The sequence below is a fragment of the Arthrobacter sp. TJ-240 genome (assembly GCF_058269195.1).
This window is the reverse complement of the sequence record NZ_JBZCNG010000001.1, coordinates 343,980-359,837: the sequence shown is the minus strand read 5'-3', so window position 1 is coordinate 359,837 and position 15,858 is coordinate 343,980. Positions and strand designations below refer to the sequence as shown.

The 15,858-nt window shown below is 67.2% G+C and carries 15 protein-coding genes and 1 pseudogene; 8 read left to right on the top strand and 8 right to left on the bottom strand.

The features are described 5' to 3' along the window. Nucleotides 1–125 precede the first annotated feature (125 nt). The 3 genes from AC4D2C_RS01695 to AC4D2C_RS01685 form a co-directional block, all read right to left on the bottom strand. Nucleotides 126–959 carry a GAF and ANTAR domain-containing protein gene (locus AC4D2C_RS01695; RefSeq protein WP_490911920.1) on the bottom strand — a complete coding sequence of 278 codons (834 nt, stop codon included), beginning with the start codon at nt 957–959 and terminating at the stop codon, nt 126–128. A 68-nt stretch (nt 960–1,027) separates the two neighbouring features. Next, complete coding sequence (locus AC4D2C_RS01690; RefSeq protein ID WP_490911918.1) at nt 1,028–1,282, bottom strand: hypothetical protein; 255 nt, start codon at nt 1,280–1,282, stop codon at nt 1,028–1,030. Nucleotides 1,283–1,911: 629 nt separating this feature from the next. Beyond that, entirely contained in the window at nt 1,912–2,361 is a 450-nt protein-coding gene (locus AC4D2C_RS01685; RefSeq protein WP_490911916.1) for a pyridoxamine 5'-phosphate oxidase family protein, read from the bottom strand. Between the two features lie 375 nt (nt 2,362–2,736). Here AC4D2C_RS01685 and AC4D2C_RS01680 point away from each other — a divergent pair, with 375 nt between their 5' ends. The 3 genes and pseudogenes from AC4D2C_RS01680 to AC4D2C_RS01670 all read left to right on the top strand — a co-directional run bounded on the left by AC4D2C_RS01680 (nt 2,737) and on the right by AC4D2C_RS01670 (nt 5,471). Next, the gene (locus AC4D2C_RS01680; protein WP_490911914.1) at nt 2,737–3,642 is read left to right on the top strand and encodes a universal stress protein; all 906 of its coding nucleotides are present in this window, start codon (nt 2,737–2,739) and stop codon (nt 3,640–3,642) included. A gap of 233 nt (nt 3,643–3,875) precedes the next feature. Next, a pseudogene (locus AC4D2C_RS01675) lies at nt 3,876–4,247 on the top strand (GAF domain-containing protein); the annotation flags it as partial. A gap of 321 nt (nt 4,248–4,568) precedes the next feature. After that, the gene (locus tag AC4D2C_RS01670) at nt 4,569–5,471 is read left to right on the top strand and encodes a sensor histidine kinase (protein WP_490913003.1); all 903 of its coding nucleotides are present in this window, start codon (nt 4,569–4,571) and stop codon (nt 5,469–5,471) included. On the opposite strand, the gene AC4D2C_RS01665 is transcribed toward AC4D2C_RS01670, so the two are convergent. Further along, nucleotides 5,461–6,117: a response regulator gene (locus AC4D2C_RS01665; RefSeq protein WP_490911912.1), complete on the bottom strand. Its 657-nt coding sequence runs from the start codon at nt 6,115–6,117 to the stop codon at nt 5,461–5,463. The genes AC4D2C_RS01670 and AC4D2C_RS01665 overlap by 11 nt on opposite strands. 315 nt (nt 6,118–6,432) lie before the next feature. On the opposite strand from AC4D2C_RS01665, the gene AC4D2C_RS01660 reads away from it, so the two are divergent. Continuing rightward, the gene (locus AC4D2C_RS01660) at nt 6,433–6,678 is read left to right on the top strand and encodes a hypothetical protein (RefSeq protein ID WP_490911910.1); all 246 of its coding nucleotides are present in this window, start codon (nt 6,433–6,435) and stop codon (nt 6,676–6,678) included. Here AC4D2C_RS01660 and AC4D2C_RS01655 read toward each other — a convergent pair. The 3 genes from AC4D2C_RS01655 to AC4D2C_RS01645 are packed head-to-tail and all read right to left on the bottom strand — an operon-like array spanning nt 6,675 to nt 8,719. Beyond that, the gene (locus AC4D2C_RS01655) at nt 6,675–7,442 is read right to left on the bottom strand and encodes an SCO1664 family protein (protein ID WP_490911908.1); all 768 of its coding nucleotides are present in this window, start codon (nt 7,440–7,442) and stop codon (nt 6,675–6,677) included. The two genes, AC4D2C_RS01660 and AC4D2C_RS01655, sit on opposite strands and share 4 nt — an antisense overlap. Further along, entirely contained in the window at nt 7,442–8,002 is a 561-nt protein-coding gene (locus AC4D2C_RS01650; protein ID WP_490904841.1) for a DUF3090 domain-containing protein, read from the bottom strand. Before AC4D2C_RS01650 ends, AC4D2C_RS01655 begins: the two co-directional genes overlap by 1 nt. A 15-nt stretch (nt 8,003–8,017) precedes the next feature. After that, nucleotides 8,018–8,719 carry a histidine phosphatase family protein gene (locus AC4D2C_RS01645; RefSeq protein WP_490911907.1) on the bottom strand — a complete coding sequence of 234 codons (702 nt, stop codon included), beginning with the start codon at nt 8,717–8,719 and terminating at the stop codon, nt 8,018–8,020. Between the two features lie 238 nt (nt 8,720–8,957). Between AC4D2C_RS01645 and AC4D2C_RS01640 the strand changes: the two genes are divergently transcribed. Continuing rightward, nucleotides 8,958–10,055 carry a TerC family protein gene (locus tag AC4D2C_RS01640; RefSeq protein WP_490911905.1) on the top strand — a complete coding sequence of 366 codons (1,098 nt, stop codon included), beginning with the start codon at nt 8,958–8,960 and terminating at the stop codon, nt 10,053–10,055. Between the two features lie 250 nt (nt 10,056–10,305). Further along, nucleotides 10,306–11,235, top strand: coding sequence for an NADP-dependent oxidoreductase (locus AC4D2C_RS01635; protein ID WP_490913002.1), 930 nt, complete (start codon nt 10,306–10,308; stop codon nt 11,233–11,235). Between the two features lie 122 nt (nt 11,236–11,357). On the opposite strand, the gene AC4D2C_RS01630 is transcribed toward AC4D2C_RS01635, so the two are convergent. After that, entirely contained in the window at nt 11,358–13,691 is a 2,334-nt protein-coding gene (locus AC4D2C_RS01630) for a coiled-coil domain-containing protein (protein ID WP_490911904.1), read from the bottom strand. A 325-nt stretch (nt 13,692–14,016) separates the two neighbouring features. Here AC4D2C_RS01630 and AC4D2C_RS01625 point away from each other — a divergent pair, with 325 nt between their 5' ends. Together AC4D2C_RS01625 and AC4D2C_RS01620 are read left to right on the top strand one after the other, a co-directional pair. Continuing rightward, the gene (locus AC4D2C_RS01625; protein ID WP_490911902.1) at nt 14,017–14,847 is read left to right on the top strand and encodes an oxidoreductase; all 831 of its coding nucleotides are present in this window, start codon (nt 14,017–14,019) and stop codon (nt 14,845–14,847) included. A 71-nt stretch (nt 14,848–14,918) separates the two neighbouring features. Further along, the gene (locus AC4D2C_RS01620) at nt 14,919–15,803 is read left to right on the top strand and encodes an NAD-dependent epimerase/dehydratase family protein (protein WP_490911901.1); all 885 of its coding nucleotides are present in this window, start codon (nt 14,919–14,921) and stop codon (nt 15,801–15,803) included. Nucleotides 15,804–15,858 lie beyond the last annotated feature (55 nt).

The following is a 15,858-nucleotide window of genomic DNA, read 5'->3' as shown; positions in this document are numbered from 1 at the left end:
GGACCCCGCTCACACGGCATCCGCCCCAGAATATTACCGACACGGCCGGCATAGGGAAATTCCGGGCGCGGCCTGGCTCCCTGCTTCCTGTGCTGCCTGGCAGGAAGGTGCCGCCGGGGTCAGGTTCAGGAGTCGAAGTGTGCGGTGGGTGGGTGCTGCCCGATGGAGAGCAGGACCGCGGCGGCCACGTCCTTGAGCTTGATGTTCCTGCCGCTGGAAGCGGACTTCAGGATGGTCATCGCGGTGTCGTGGCTGCACCTGTTCTGCCCCATGATGATGCCGGCCGCGAGCTGGATCGTCGCCCGGCTGTCCATCGCGCTGTGCAGGTTCCGCGCTGTGTCGCTGAAGCGGGCGATCCGCACCGCGGTCCGCAGCGCCCGGGACGCCTCCGCGGCGAGATGGAGTGCTGCCTGGAAGCGTTCCTCATCGAACTCACCGGGCCGAGAGGAGTACAGGTCCAGTGCCGCCAGCGCATCACCCTCGAGCGGTATGGGAATCCCGAGGGCGGACCGTATCCCGGTGTGCAGAATGCTGGTGGTATATCTGCCGAAGCGGGTGTCGGCCCGGAAGTCCTCCACCGTGCACGGTGCCTGCTCTCGTGCTGCTCGCAGGCAGGGTCCGTCGTTGTACCTGAACTGGACCTCGTCCATCGCCCTGGCTTCGGGGCTGCTGCCCGCCATTGTCGCCCGCACCCGCGGCCGCTCCAGCAGGACAGCACAGTGGATCTCGGAATCCGGGCGCGACAGGGTGGTGGCGGCCTGCCGGGAAAGACCCTCGAGGAAGGCACCGATGTCGGGGCTGTCCAGGACGAGATCCTGAATCGTGTCCGAGAACGACCCCGGTTCTACCCGCTCGGGATCGATCAGGCGCTCAGCAGGGTGGCCGGCAGGGTGGCCGGCAGGGTGGCCGGCAGGGTGGCCGGCAGTGAAGGAGGATGGCGAGTTGCCGGGTACGGACATCGGGTGACCAGCTTTCGTGCGGACCGTCCCGCCGCTCGGGACCGGTGGGTGGCACAGGGGAAAGAGTGCTAGTCCAGGGCCGGACCGTGCACGAATTCGGCTTTGGGGCGTGGGGGGAGATCGTCGATCAGTTCGTTCAGAGCCATCGCGACGAGGTTCCGCTCGCCCTGCGGCAGTGCGAGCATGCCGTGCAGATAGGCGTCCAGCTCGAAGAGCGTCAGGTTGCCGCAGATGCTGTAGTAGTGGAGCCACAGGTCCTCGGCGGTCAGGTCTGCGTGGTGGGCTGCGAGCCAGGTGCTGTGTTGCTGGGTGTGAGCGGTCATTCGGGGCCTGCTTCGGCTTCGACCGGGAAACGATGCGTGTCCGTGCTCTTCAAAACACCACCGAGGAACCGGAATAGCCCCGGGCAGACACTTAGTACGGCCAGTTTAGCCTCTGCTGGGCAGAGTTCGTGCGTTATCTCCGTCATGAACGAACGAGGAACGCGGAGCAGGCGAGGGAGGCGTGTCGCGCGCGTTCGCCGTGCCGATCAATCTCCTCGGGAAAGCTGCGCGGAACACACCCACTGGATCCGGCGACCCTGACGACCATCCGTTCCTGTTGCCCGTGACAGGTGGGGAAGGATCAGCGCCGATCGTCGTGAAGGACGACGTACATCACGTTCAGGTCCGCGATCGCCGCACGCAGAAGGGCCTGCCTGTCCTCGGAAGGGACACCGGATTGCTCCGGGGGGCGGGTCTCCGAGCTTCCATGGGGCATGCGCAGGGGTATCGCCCGCGCGAGCAACGCGACGTCGGCCGCCAGGGCCGAACGAGCGTCGTCCAGTGAACCAAGCTCACTGTGCTGGGCGCTCTTCTGATCCTGAGAGCTGTAGCGCGTCAAGTTCTGTCTCGTCTCTCTGGTCGCGATGCTGGATGGCCCTGATGGTTGTCCTCGGTGGCACTAGCGGGCACTAGTGGGTGGTGCCCACCCGGCGGCCCCTCACGAGGGTGGGGGTCAGGCTGTAGAAGAGATCACGCTGACCCGGCGCCCAGGGCTCATCGACGGCTTTGCCCCACAGGATCGTCAGGAGCGCGGAATCCGTCACAGGCGTGGCGGGACCGTTGAGGAGGATGGTCCAACCGTCGGGGGTGTCCTTGGCCACGTGGTCGATCTGGAACGCGGCGTGGTCGAGGTAGCTCGTGGCGATGGTGCCGTCGGCGGAGGTGCGGAAGTACACGTGGTCGTCCAGGATGAAGTAGTTCACGGGGAAGATGTCCAGGAGCCCGTCACGGTAGAAACCGAGCCGGCCCATGGTCTGTGTCGTCGCCAAGGCCCAGCACTGGGAGGGCGTGAGCTGCTCAGAGGTGCGCAGAGTGCCGGGGGAGTCCCAGTAGGCGTCCTGGTTGGGCGTTGTCGTCATGGTGCGTCCTTGTCCCTTGCTGATGGAGACCCTTTGTCGGTGGCTCGAAACAGCGGCGGACGCGGGAGTGCATCGCCTGCCTTCGACCGGCGCTGATGCTCGGCCGTCTCCTCGACCCACCGTACGGAGAAATGGCTCGCCTAATCAGGGCCGAAAGGCCCTGACCGAGTGGGCTGCTTACGGCGATGGTTGAATGGAAGCGGCCCGCCCCGGGTCGTGAGTGTCGCCCCGTCGAAGGGGCGCTCGTGCTGCAGCAAGTAAATCTTCTGCGGTCGCGCCAACGGTAAGGACAGGGCAGATGACGATCCGGCACCGCAACATCGACCGACCCGTACACCGACCAGTACACCGACCAGTGGCAGGCGTGAGATTCCCGTGCTGACGGTCGCTCGACCTCAGGACCCGGTACTGCCGTCTCCCGTGGAGCGGCGGGCTATTCTGGTCGCCATACGGGGTCCGTTGTCAGTCAATGTGTCCCTCGAGTGGGCTGCCCGTCGTGCGAGAGCAACCGATCTTCCGCTGACACTCGTCCATGCTGTTCCCGCCGCCGATTCGATGCCTCCCGGCACCTGCTATGCAGACGTGGTCACCGCGGGCCGGAGAATGCTGCAGGACGAAGCCACTCGGTTGTCCATCAAATACCCGACCGTGCAGGTGGGCACCTATCTGCACTGCGGCGATGTCGTCAATGCCCTCCTGGGACTCTCAGCCGACGCATCTCTGCTCGTCGTCGGCGCGGACCGGGTGAACACCCTCACTGGTGTCTTCCAGGGTTCCGTGGCCATCCAGGTCGTGTTGGGGTCGCTCGCCCCGGTCCTGGTCATCCCGACCGGTCCTCTGGACAACGGCGACAAGAACGGTACCGCCCACGGGCACGTCGTGGTCGGCGTGGATGGTTCAGCGGCGTCCGACGCGGCTTTGATCCGGGCGGCTGCCGAAGCACATCGGCTGGATGCTGCACTACGAGTGATCGCAGCCGTGAAACCGGGATCACAGGCCTCGGACACGCTGGCCGCCAGTGCTCCCAGAATGCTTTCGGCCATTCACGCCGCCTACCCGTCCCTGGGAGTGAGCTGGATCGTGGACGCCCAGCGCGCCCCGGCACGGGCTCTGACCAGACACAGCCAGGACGCAGCCCTCCTGGTGATCGGTCGCCACGGGCGCGGCGCCGGGGCAGGGATGGGAATCGGCTCGGTGACACACACAGTGCTCCTGCGCCCGCCCTGCCTGACCCTCGTCATCACACTGTCCGAGACGGACACGGGTGCCGGTCCCGTCTGAGACCCGACTCTTTCGGGTATCTGCTGCACGAGGATCCCGTGCCTCCACACCTCGCCATCGTCAGCACAAGGATTGCATCGACAAGTTGCCAGTTCCTGGGGCGAGGCCCACCGACACCCTTGGAGCGTCCAGTGGTCGCAATTGCCAAGCACCGATCAACAGCGACGACCCGAGTGGACCCGACCGGTGGCACGACTGCCGGGATCAGTAACCTGCTCGCCGGTTTCGCGGCGATGGCTGAGGACATTGATTTGGATACCGTCCTTGACCGGGTGATTACGGCCTCCTGTGAGCTGGTCGACGCCCGTTTCGGGGCATTGGGTGTGATCGGCGCGGACCGGACGCTGGGTCCTTTCATCACCGTCGGCCTGGGTGATGGTGAGGTCATACGGGTGGGATCTCCTCCTCAGGGGCTTGGTGTCCTGGGTTTGTTGCTCTCTGAACCGCGCCCGGTGCGGCTTCGTGATCTGCGCGGGCATGGGCTTTCCGTCGGGTTCCCCGCCCATCACCCGCAGATGCGTTCCTTCCTCGGTGTCCCGATCCGGATCCACGGAACTGTTTTCGGGAATCTGTACCTCACCGAGAAGAACGGGGGAGGGGATTTCACTGATACCGATGAGGAACTGCTGGTCGCGCTGGCGGCCGCGGCGGGCGTCGCGATTGAGAATTCGCGTCTCTTCGACGACTCGAGCCGGCGGACGCGGTGGCTCGAGGGAGGGCTGGACGCTGCCCGGGAACTCCTCGAGCAGACCGACGATGTCCGTGACGACCTCGAGCTGGTCGCACATCATGCTCTGCGAGCGTCCCACAGCGGCCTCACGGTCGTCCTGCGTGATTTCGGTCATCAGCGCGGCCTGATCTGCGAAGCTGCCAGCGGCGTCAGTGCCGGCGCTCTGGTCGGACAATCAGGAGCTGACAACATCCAGTTGGATGGGCTGACAGCGCAGTCGGCGCCCCTGCTGCTGACGGAAGAGGATATCAACAGACTCCTTCCAGGAGCTCCGCCGGCGAGCATATCGACCGCCCTCATCACACGACTGGCGGGCTCGGGGGAGCGGCAGTTCCTTCTCTTCGGCCGGCAGGAGAGCTCCTCGGGGTTCTCCGACGTCGACCTCGAGATGGTGCGCTCGTTCACCTCCCACGTGTCCCTGGCCCTGGAACTGCTGCGCGTCCACCGGCAGCGGGAGCAGGAAGCGGTGTTCGGTGACCGGGACCGGATCGCACGCGATCTCCACGACCTGGTCATCCAGCGTCTTTTCGCGGCGGGCCTGAGCATCCAGAGTCTGCGCAAGTACCTGCCGGACGCTGAAGTACGTGATCGGATCGACGCCGTCACAGGCGAACTGGACGCCACGATCAGGGAACTGCGCGACACCATCTACTCGCTTCGCTCCATCCCTCAGAGCACCCTGAGGTTCACCTCCAGCATCTTCGCCCTCGTCGCGGCCGCGTTCGACGGCCACGACCTCCAACCCGTCCTGCAACTCGCCGGGCCCCTCGACGCCGCCATCGATACCGAATGCGCCGACCACGTGCGAGCGATCCTTCTCGAGGGCCTGTCCAACGCACTCCGGCACGCCCACGCGCGATCCATCACGACGACGTTGCGGGCTCTTCCGGACCGTCTGGAGTTGAGCATCACCGATGACGGGTCCGGGTTCGAGCGGACCCCTTCCCGCAGCGGACTGGCGAACATGCGCCGCCGCGCCGAACTCTGCGGAGGCACCCTGTCCATCTCGAGTCCCCCGGGCAAGGGAACAACTGTCCTGCTGACCGTGCCCCTCACCTCCTGTCCAACACCTTCACCGATACGTGCAACTATCGAATAGGGGTCGGGGCCGGCGGTTCTACAGGCCCGGTGATATAGACGGCGGCCTGCGTGCGGCGCTGGAATCCCAGCTTCGCCAGGAGCGAGGACACATAGTTCTTCACGGTCTTCTCGGCCAGGAACAGCTGCGCGCCGATCTCCCGGTTCGTCAGCCCGCCCCCGATCAGGGCCAGAACCTTCTTCTCCTGCGTCGTCAGGCCGGCCAGGCGTACGTCTTCCTCCGGCGCGTCGTGAAACCCGGCGATGATGCGCTCCTTGAGGCCGGGCCCGAACAGGGACTCACCCGCAGCGGCCCGGCGGGCCTTGCCGACCAGGTCGGAACCGAGGATCTCCTTCAGGATGTAACCCGAGGCGCCGGCAAGCACCGCACCGCGCACCGCCAGATCATCGTCGTAACTGGTCAGGATGAGACACGCCAGGGACGGATCGATCGACCGCACATCCCGGCAGACCTCGATGCCGGTTCCGTCCGGAAGCCTCGCGTCCAGGATCGAGATATCGGGCGACAGGGCCGGAATCCGGCGCGTGGCCTCCTCGGCGGAACCGGACTCTCCGACGATGATGCACCCCTCGGCCTCCAGCAGCTCCCGAAGACCCCGCCGGACCAGCTCATGGTCATCCAGAAGGAACACCGTGACGTCCTTCATCTGCTTATCCTCATCGCCGGCGACCCCGCACTTTCCCTTTTCACCTAAGACCCGACGCCCGCTGACGCCAACCATCAGCATGACGTGTCCCCCTTCCTCACGGCAGGGCCTTACGTCCCCTTGCCATCGCGGCCGAGGACGGGACGTACGGCTGATGCCGGTGCGGGTGACCCCGTCTGCGCCGACCGCCGGTGCCACGTACCGCCGGGACGTTGTGCCCTACTGCCCCGCGCGGGCACAGGGTTGTATGAAGTGGAACCCGGGGCACGCCGCACCGGGGCGCTTCTGTCACAACCCTGGCCCGAAGGACACATCATGACCAGCATCAGTGCTTTGTGGACGACGCTCGACACCGATATCCAGCAGTGGCTTCTGCGCAATCCCGGGACGATGGTCCTGCCGCGGGCCTTCGTCAACCAGGTGCAGAGCGGCACGGGTGAGACCCTCCACCTCGACGAGCGTGGAGAGCACTGGTTGTCTCCCGATGAGATGCTCTTCCTCAAGGCGAAGAGAGACGAAACCCTGACCGCCGGCACTGATCCACGCCCGCAGCGAGCCTAGAACAGGGGCCAGGGAACCGCCGGCATCCCGCCGCGCGGACCCGGGAACCGCCCCGTGGCGCGCAGGGCGGCACAGCGTGCGGCGAGTGAGGAGATCTCGTCGGCGGTGAGCAACTCTGCCAGGTCCCGACCCAGATCGCCCTGCAGCGCATGGCTGACACGGTTGATGCCCTCGGACTCCTCGGCAGTCAGCGCCTCGCCGACCCACCCCCACAGAACCGTCCGCAGCTTGTGGTCGCTGTGGAAGGTGAGCCCGTGGTCCACGCCGTACCGGTGTCCGTCCGCCATCTCGAGGATGTGGTCGCCCTTGCGGTCGGCGTTGTTCACCACGACGTCGAACACCGCCATGCGCCTCAGCGCCGGTGTGTCCTCATGGACGAGGGCGACGATGCGTCCCTCCTCGTCCTGGCCGTCGAGGACGTGTCTCCAGCCCGTCTCCGGCACGTCGTCCATCGGGACGAGGTCCACCGCGTCCTGATCGGGGTCCGTCTCCTGCCAGAACTGCACCATGCCCTCGCCGAACGGGCCCTCGCGCAGCCAGGTGCGCGGCACGATGTTCCATCCGAGGACCTCCGAGACCAGGTACGCGGCAACCTCCCGATGGGCCAGGTGCCCATCGGGGAAGTCCCACAGCGGCTTCTCGCCCCGGACCGGCTTGTACACGACCGCCGCGTCGCCGATGCTGCCCAGGAAAGTGGCGTTCGACGCCGTCGTGATCCGGCCCGTGAGCGTCAGCTCGGTGGTCACGAGGTCCGGCGCCGGCATCAGACCTCGGGGAGGGTGCAGGTGTGCCCGTCTGCGTCGATGGGGTACCCGCAGATCGGGCACGTGGGACGGCCTGCCCCCACGACCTCGAGGGTGCGCTTGGCGAAGGCGCGGGCGGTGCCGACCGGCATGCGCACGCGCAGCACCTCGGATGCGTCGGCGTCGTCGTCATCGAGGAACACCTCGACGGCGTCGGACTCGTTCTCGACCTCGACGATCGGGTAGGCCTCGATGACGATCTGCGCCGTCGTCGGGTCCCACCCCAGGCTCATGACGCCAGTGCGGAACTGCTCCTCGACGGGCTCGAGCTGGTCGTTGTCGACGAGTTCGATCGGCGTGCTCGTGGGAACGCTGAAGGGGTTGCCCTCGAGGGTGATCAGCTGGTCGAGGATCTCGTCGATCTTCTCCGCCAGCTGGGCCGACTGCTGCTTCTCCAGGGCGATGCTCACGATCTGCTTCCCCGTGCGCACCTGCAGGTAGAACGTGCGCTCCCCCGGAACGCCGATGGTGCCGACGACGACGCGGTCAGGCCAGGCGAACTCGTGAACAGTTGTAGGCATGGCTCTATTTTAGGCTCATCGGGCCGGCGGGGCCGTGTGTCCCGCACCACCGCCCACGGGCGCGTCGCCCGTGGGCGGTGTGTTGGCCAGCCAGGACAGGTCCCCGGCGTCGGTGTTGGTCGCGTGGACGGTCGGCCGACCGGCGCCGTAGCGCACGATCGACACCGAGGCCGGCCCGACGTCGATGCGCTGGAAGAGGTCGAGGTGCATGCCGAGCGCGTCGGCCAGGATCGACTTGATGATGTCGCCGTGACTCACCGCCACCCACACGGCTCCCGGTCCGTGCTCGGCCTCGAAGGCCGCGTCGTGGCGTCGGACCGCTGCCACCGACCGGGCCTGCATCGCGGCCATGGATTCGCCGCCGGGAAAGATGACGGCGGACGGCTGCGACTGCACCACCGACCACAACCCCTCGGTCGCGAGCTCCTTGAGTGCGCGGCCCTGCCACTGCCCGTAGTCGCACTCGGTGAGATCGGGATCGACCGGCGCGGGCGGCGTCGTGGTCTGGCGGTCGAGGATGAACCGGGCCGTCTGCCGGCACCGCTCGAGAGGGCTCGACACAACGCCGACCACGGGCACGGGGGCGAGCCGCGCGCCGGTCCGGGCCGCCTGGTCGCGCCCCACCTGGTCGAGGCTGACGCCGGGAGTCCGCCCGGCCAGAACTCCGGTGGCATTGGCTGTGGTGCGTCCGTGCCGCACGAGGATGACTGTGGCCATCCGCCCAGCCTAGCTACCCGCACCGTCCGAGAATGCGAGCGGGGTGTGTCCGTGCACCGCTGGGAGCGACGGGCGGTTACCCATGCGTTAGCATGGACGTATCAAGGGGAGTACTCCCGACTGCGATTGGCTCGTCACTACGGATGCTGGAAAGCATCCCGGGCCATCGGTACCGGCTCAGGCCGGGCGGAGGAGACCTTGGCGCCTATGTCCGACGCCTACCCCTTGGAGCACCCTCATGCAGGTCACCCCCACCATCTGGTTGATCACCATTGCCGTGACGATCCTCTTCTTCGTCTACGAGTTCTTCGCGCATGTGCGCAAACCCCACGAACCGACCATCGGCGAATCCGCCCGCTGGTCCGCCTTCTACATCGGCCTGGCCCTGCTGTTCGGCGTCGGTATCGGCGTCGTCTCCGGCTGGACGTTCGGCGGTGAGTACTTCGCCGGCTACCTGACCGAGAAGGCCCTCTCGATCGACAACCTGTTCGTCTTCCTCATCGTGATGACCGGCTTCGCGGTCCCCAAGAAGTACCAGCAGAAGGTGCTGATGATCGGCATCATCATCGCCCTGATCCTCCGCGGCGCGTTCATCGCCATCGGCGCCGGCCTGATCGAGAACTTCTCCTGGATCTTCTACATCTTCGGCGCGCTGCTCCTCGTGCTCGCCTACAAGCAGGCCTTCGGCAGCCACGACGCCAACCCGGCGGACGGCAGGTTCATGCAGCTCGTCCGCCGTGTCCTGCCCGTCACCGACGAGTACCACGAGGACAAGCTCACCGTGAAGAAGGGCGGCACGCGCTACGTCACGCCGATGCTGCTCACCATCATCGCGATCGGCTTCGTGGACCTGATCTTCGCCGTGGACTCCATCCCGGCGATCTACGGCCTCACCAATGAGGCGTACATCGTCTTCACCGCCAACGCCTTCGCCCTCATGGGCCTGCGCCAGCTGTTCTTCCTCATCGGCGGACTCCTCGAGCGTCTGGTCTACCTCGCCCAGGGCCTCGCGGTGATCCTCGGATTCATCGGCGTGAAGCTCGTGTTCCACGCCCTGCATGTCAACGAGCTGCCCTTCATCAACGGCGGCGAGCCGCTCCTCTGGGTGCCCGAGATCCCCATCTGGCTCTCGCTCCTCTTCATCGCCGCGACCGTCTTCGTCGCCACCGTCGCGAGCCTCATGAAGACCCGGGGCGACGGCGCCAAGAAGAACCGCGAGCAGGTCGACGGCGAACCTGTCATCGCAGCCGACGCCGAGCTCGCGGACGCGGACACGGACGCGGACACGGAGTCCGGGCTCGACGACGACAAGAGCACCGCGACGAGCCGGAAGTAGCCCGCTGCACGACGAATGTCCCGGTCACCTGCTGCAGGTGGCCGGGACGTTTCGCGCGAGCCCGGTGGAATTGTTCGTGCCGACCCTCTGTTCTGGAGAGAACGGGACTCGGAGGTCCACGTCGCGGACGCCGACGGCCACAGCCAGGGGTGGTTGGTCATCGCGATGACGGATCCTTGCCCCGACCTGCCTGCCTGGGACTGCAGAGTCCCCGGCAGCACCGAACACGAGATCTTGGAGTTGATGCGTCATCAAAGCAATCGGAGTCACCGAATTCGGCGGTCCGGACGCCCTGACCCTCCACGACCTTCCCGAGCCGCACCCGGGCGAGAAGGAAGTCCGTATCCGGGTCAGGGCGGCTGCGGTCAGCCCGACGGACACGAATGTGCGGACGGGTGCCTATGACATGAGCCAGTCCAAGCCGCCCTACCTGCCCGGCATGGACGCTGCCGGCGTCATCGACGAAGTCGGTGCCGGCAGTGCGTGGACGGTCGGTGACGAGGTCATGGCCATCGCCCTGCCGCTCGGAGAGCACGGGGGTGCGTATGTCGAATACCTCGTGGCCTCCGATGACTCGGTTGCACGCATCCCGGCCACCAGCACGCTCGAGGAGGCTGCCACCATCCCGATGAACGGGCTGACGGCCGTGCAGATCCTCGAGTTCGCCACTCTCGAACCCGGGCAGGTCATCGCTGTCACGGGTGCCGCCGGAACGCTCGGCAACTACACGATCCAGCTCGCCAAGCAGCAGGGCCTGACGGTCATCGCAGACGCAGCACCGAAGGATCGCGATCTGGTGCAGAGCCTCGGCGCCGATCACATCCTTGATCGCGGCGAGGGCCTTGCCGGTCGCATCAGGGAGGTCTGCCCGGACGGCGTCGACGCGATCGCGGACACAGCGCTGCTGCACGACGACGTCGTACCGGCCCTTCGTGACGGCGGAGTCTTCATCTCCGTGCGCGGCTGGAAAGGTGAGGCGACCCGTGACATCCGCTTCGAGGCGGCCTGGGTGTTCGACGAGTACCACTCGCAGGCAAAGCTCGACTCCTTGAGGCAGGCCGTCGAGGACGGAGTGCTCACCCCGAGCATGGCGGGCACCCTTCCTGCCGAGGAGGCACCCGAGGCACACCGACGCCTGGAGGCAGGCGGCGTCCGTGGCCGGCTGGTGCTGACGTTCTAGCCGGTTCGCGAACAGGCGCGCCGACCTGCGCAGGGCCTCCTCCACGTTCTGCCTGCTGATCAGCTGAGGAGGGCCCCGGAACACATGGTCCCGGAGCCCTCCCAGATCAGCGTGCGGGTGCGTCAGACGACACAACCGCCGAGCGCGATTTGTCCGTCGATGGCCTTGATCTGGCCCTGGACGGCCCCGAGCTTGTCCTCGAGTCCATCGACCGTCACCTTCTGGGCGGTGATGGCTGCCTTGTTCTGCTTCTTCTGTGCCTCGAGTCCACGGAGCACGGTCTGGGCGTCCGTCACCTGCTTGTCGAGGGTGGTGAGCTGACCCTGGAGGGACGTGAGCTTGGTCTCGGTCGCGCTGATCTCACCGTTGAGCTTGTCCAGCTGCGCGAGGAGCGGAGCCACCCGGCCCTGCAGTGCCAGGACATCCGACTCCTTGCCGGCGATACCGGTGTTCAGTGCGGCCAATGCGCCCACCAGGCGATCCATCTCGGCACTGAGGGTGATGATCTCCGACTGCCTGTCCGACACTGCCTTCGCCGTGCTGTCGGCTGCGGCCTGCAGGGTGGGCAGGCGATCCTGCAGCCCGGTGAGTTCCGCCGACTTGGTGGCCACGGCGCTGGTCGCCGACGCCAGTCGGGCCTCCGCGCCGGAGAGGTCGGTACGCAGTCCGCTCAGGGCGTCCTTCTGGGCGGTGATGGCGGCCTCGGCAGCGGCGACACCGTCGGTCAGGTCGGGCAGCTCGGCGACGAGATCGTCGACCACCTTCTCCTGGGTTGCCACAGCGCTGCGGGCGGTATCGGCAGCCGTGACGAGGGCCGGCAGCTGACCCTGCAGGGCAGTCACGTTCCCCTGCTGGGTGGCGACGAGGGCCTTGGCCTCGGTCAGCGCTGTCTGCAGGGCGGGCAGCTGGGACTTCAGGGTCGCGATATCGGCTTCCTTCGTCACGACGACGGCGTTCGCGGCGGTGAGCGTGGACTGCAGGGGAGCGGCCTCCCGCTGCAGGGCACTGCTCTCCCCCTGCTTCGCCAGCAGCTGTGCGTTCAGGGTGTCCACCTGGGTCTTGAGCCCGGTGAGGTTGCCCTGCAAACCCGAGATCTGAGCGTTCGCGTCCGTGATCCGGGTGTTCAGACCGGCCAGCTCGAGCTCTTTCTGTGTCTTGGTCGCCTCGAGCTCGCGCTTGCGCTGGGAGTTGCCATTGATGGCATTGATGTCGGTGGTCAGGCGGGCGATCTCGCCCTGGAGCGTGGTCCTCTGCTTGGTCAGGGCTGCCAACTGGGTCTGCGCCGTCGTCAGCGCGGTCTGCTTCGCGGTGACCTCGCTGTTCGCCGCTGCGATGTTCTTCTGCAGCTCTGCGATCTCCCCGGCAACCGTGCTCTGGAGTGCTGTGTTCGCGGCGACCGCGTCGCCAGCCTTCGTGGCGTCGGCACGGAGCGGGACGAGTGCGGCCTCGGCGGTCGTGACAGCCGTGGTCTGCGTGGTGACAGCATCAGCGGCACGGGCGGCAGCTGTCTGCAGGGTGGCCAGTTCGGTCTGCGCGGCCGTGATGGTGGTGTTCTTGGCCGTGACCGCCGCACCAGCCGTCGCGGCATCGGCCTGCCGTGTCCTGAGGGCTTCCCCGGCCCGGGCGATGTCGGAGCGCAGCACGTCGAGCTCTGCCTGGGCGGTGGTGCCGGCGGCGACAAGCTGTCCGAGGAGGTTCTCGCCGTCCGAGACGGCCTGCTCGGCAGCGGTGACGGCACCGGCAGCGTCCTGTGCCTTCGCAGTCAGCCCGGCCAGTTCACCCTTCGCCGTCGTGACGGCGTCGTCCTGGCGCGTGACACCGCCGGCGGCCTGGACTGCGGCGGCTTCGAGGCCCGCCAGGGCATCGCTCGCGAGACGCACAACCTCGCGCTGGTCATCGACCTGCGCAGTCGCCATGACGGCCTGCTTCCGGAGGTCGGCCGCAGCCGCTTCGGCTTCCGCCAATTGCGCCTGGACCGGAGCGAGGGCCGTGATGGCGGCGGTCTGCTGCGACTGCAGAGCGGTCAGCTGATCCTTCGTCGTGGCGATGGTCCTGGTCACGGACGCCTGTTCCGCGGTCACCCCTGCCAGGTCCGCTCCGGCTGCCGTGAGCGCGGTGGCGAGGCGAACGTCCTCGGCTTCGAGGGCAGCAATCGCCTTGTTCGCCTCGTCGATCTGGGTCCTCAGGGTCGTCGCGCTTGCCTGCAGCGCCGACCGGTCCGCCTGCAGCTTGGTGATGGTGTCGGCGTTCTTCTTCGCCGCGGCCTTGAGGAGGTTCTCCTGCACCGTGCCGCGGTGTGCCAGCTGATTCACCACACCGTTGCAGATACCCGACGTCGGCCCGGTGGTGGCCGAGGCCTGGGGGGCGAGGAACAGCGCCCCACCGAGGAGCCCCGGCAGCAGGACCGCGGTGGCGAGGCGGCGGGTGAGAGGGGTTGCGGTGAGACCAGTGCGCACGGAGTTGCTCCTGAGTGAGTGAGTGAGGGCAGCTACGTCGCCGCCTCACCAAAGGTAGGGAGCCTTATCGGATCGGGACACAGTGCTGCGTACTTGTCTCTTCGGTCCCGCTACTCGCGTCCGCGCTCCCAGCTACCTGTCAGGAAACACCAAGCTGGCTGCGTTCTTCGCGGGTATGTGTCAGCGCCTGGGCGTCACGTTCCACGGGGTGTCAAACAGACCGGGCATCGCGTGTGTGTGTTTCGTCACGGACCGCACGAAAACCCGGGGCATGGCGTTGACTGGGTGAACAGTCGGTAGAGCGCCGGCCCATGAAGGAGACATCATGACCACCTGGCTGATCACCGGCTGCTCCACGGGACTCGGACGCGCCCTCGCGGAGGCCGCCCTCGGGCGCGGGGACACCGTGGTGGCCACGGCCCGTGACGCCTCGACGGTGGAGGAGCTCGCTGCGGCGTATCCCGATACGGCGCTCGCCCTCTCCCTCGACGTGACGGACGCCGGCCAGGTGCAGGCGGCCGTGGAGCGCGGCACCGGGACGTTCGGCGGGATCGACGTGCTGGTCAACAACGCCGGCTACGGGTACCGGGCCGCCGTGGAGGAGGGCGACGACGGCGATGTGCGCACCCTGTTCGACACGCACTTCTTCGGCACCGTGGACATGATCAAGGCCGTCCTGCCGCAGATGCGGTCCCGCCGCAAGGGCACCATCGTGAACCTGTCCTCGATCGGCGCGCGGGTGACGCCGGCCGGCTCCGGCTACTACGCGGCCGTCAAGTCCGCGGTCGAGGGGCTCACCGGCTCGCTGCGCAAGGAACTGGAACCCCTGGGCATCACGGCGATGGTCGTCGAACCCGGCGGATTCCGCACCGACTTCTCCGGCCGGTCCCTCCAGCAGTCCGCGGACGCCATCGACGACTACGCCGACACCGCGGGCAAGCGCCGCAAGGAGAACGACACCACCCACGGCACGCAGCCCGGGGACCCCGCCAAGGCAGCCGCGGCGATCATCACCGCGGTGGATTCCGCCGATACCCCTGAGGTGCTGATCCTCGGGGCCGATGCGACCACCGCCCACGCCGGCGTCCTCCAGGCGCAGCTCGCCTCGCTCGAGACCTGGCGGCAGCTCAGCGAGAGCACCGGGGTCGACGAGTAGCCCGTCCGGGCCGCCCCCCCCTTCCATCCCGGTCGACCGGCACCCCGGCCGACCCCAACCGAGGAGACACCATGAAGGTCCTGATCACCGGCGCCCACGGGAAGGTCGGCCGCGCCACCACGCAGGCGATGATCGACGCCGGCCACGAGGTACACACCACCGATCTGACCCGCCCCGGCTTCGAACGCAAGGCCGACGACGCGCCCCGGTACACGATGGCTGACCTCACCGACGCGGGGGAGGCCTACGCCGTCGTCCACGGTGCGGACGCCGTCGTGCACATCGCCGCGATCCCCGAGCCGACCGGCAACCCGCCCCACGTCGTGTTCAAGACCAACCTGATGGCCACGTTCAACGTCCTCGAGGCGGCGGTCCGCTTCGGCGTCAAACGCTTCGTCTACATCTCGAGCGAGACCGTGCCCGGGTTCTTCTTCCCCGAGCGCGACTTCCTGCCCGACTACGCACCCGTGGACGAGGAGCACCCGATCCACCCGCAGGACCCCTACGCCCTGTCCAAACACTTCGGCGAGCAGCTCATGGACGCCGCGGTGGCCCGGGCGGACATCCGCTGCATCTCCATCCGGCCCAGCTGGGTCCAGTTCGAGGGCAACTACGAGCACAACCTCGGACCGCAGGTCCGCGACGCGTCGAACCTGAGCGCCAATCTCTGGAGCTACATCGACGTCTACGACCTGGCCGACGCCATCGTCCTCGCCACCGGGTCGGACCTGCCGGGGCACGAGGTCTTCTACATCGCATCCCCCGACAACGTCGGCGGCTACGACTTCGCCGAGATCCTCACGAAGTACTACGGCGATCAGATCGAACTGCGCGACCTGGACCGCACGGACGCGTCGGGCATCTCCAGCAGGAAGGCCCAGAAGATGCTCGGCTGGACAGCCCGGCGATCCTGGCGCGACTACCTCGACGCCGAGGGGAAGACCCTCCCGAAGTAGACCGCAGCACCGACGGACGCTCCCGGCCACCACCGACGGCGTCGACAGCATAGTC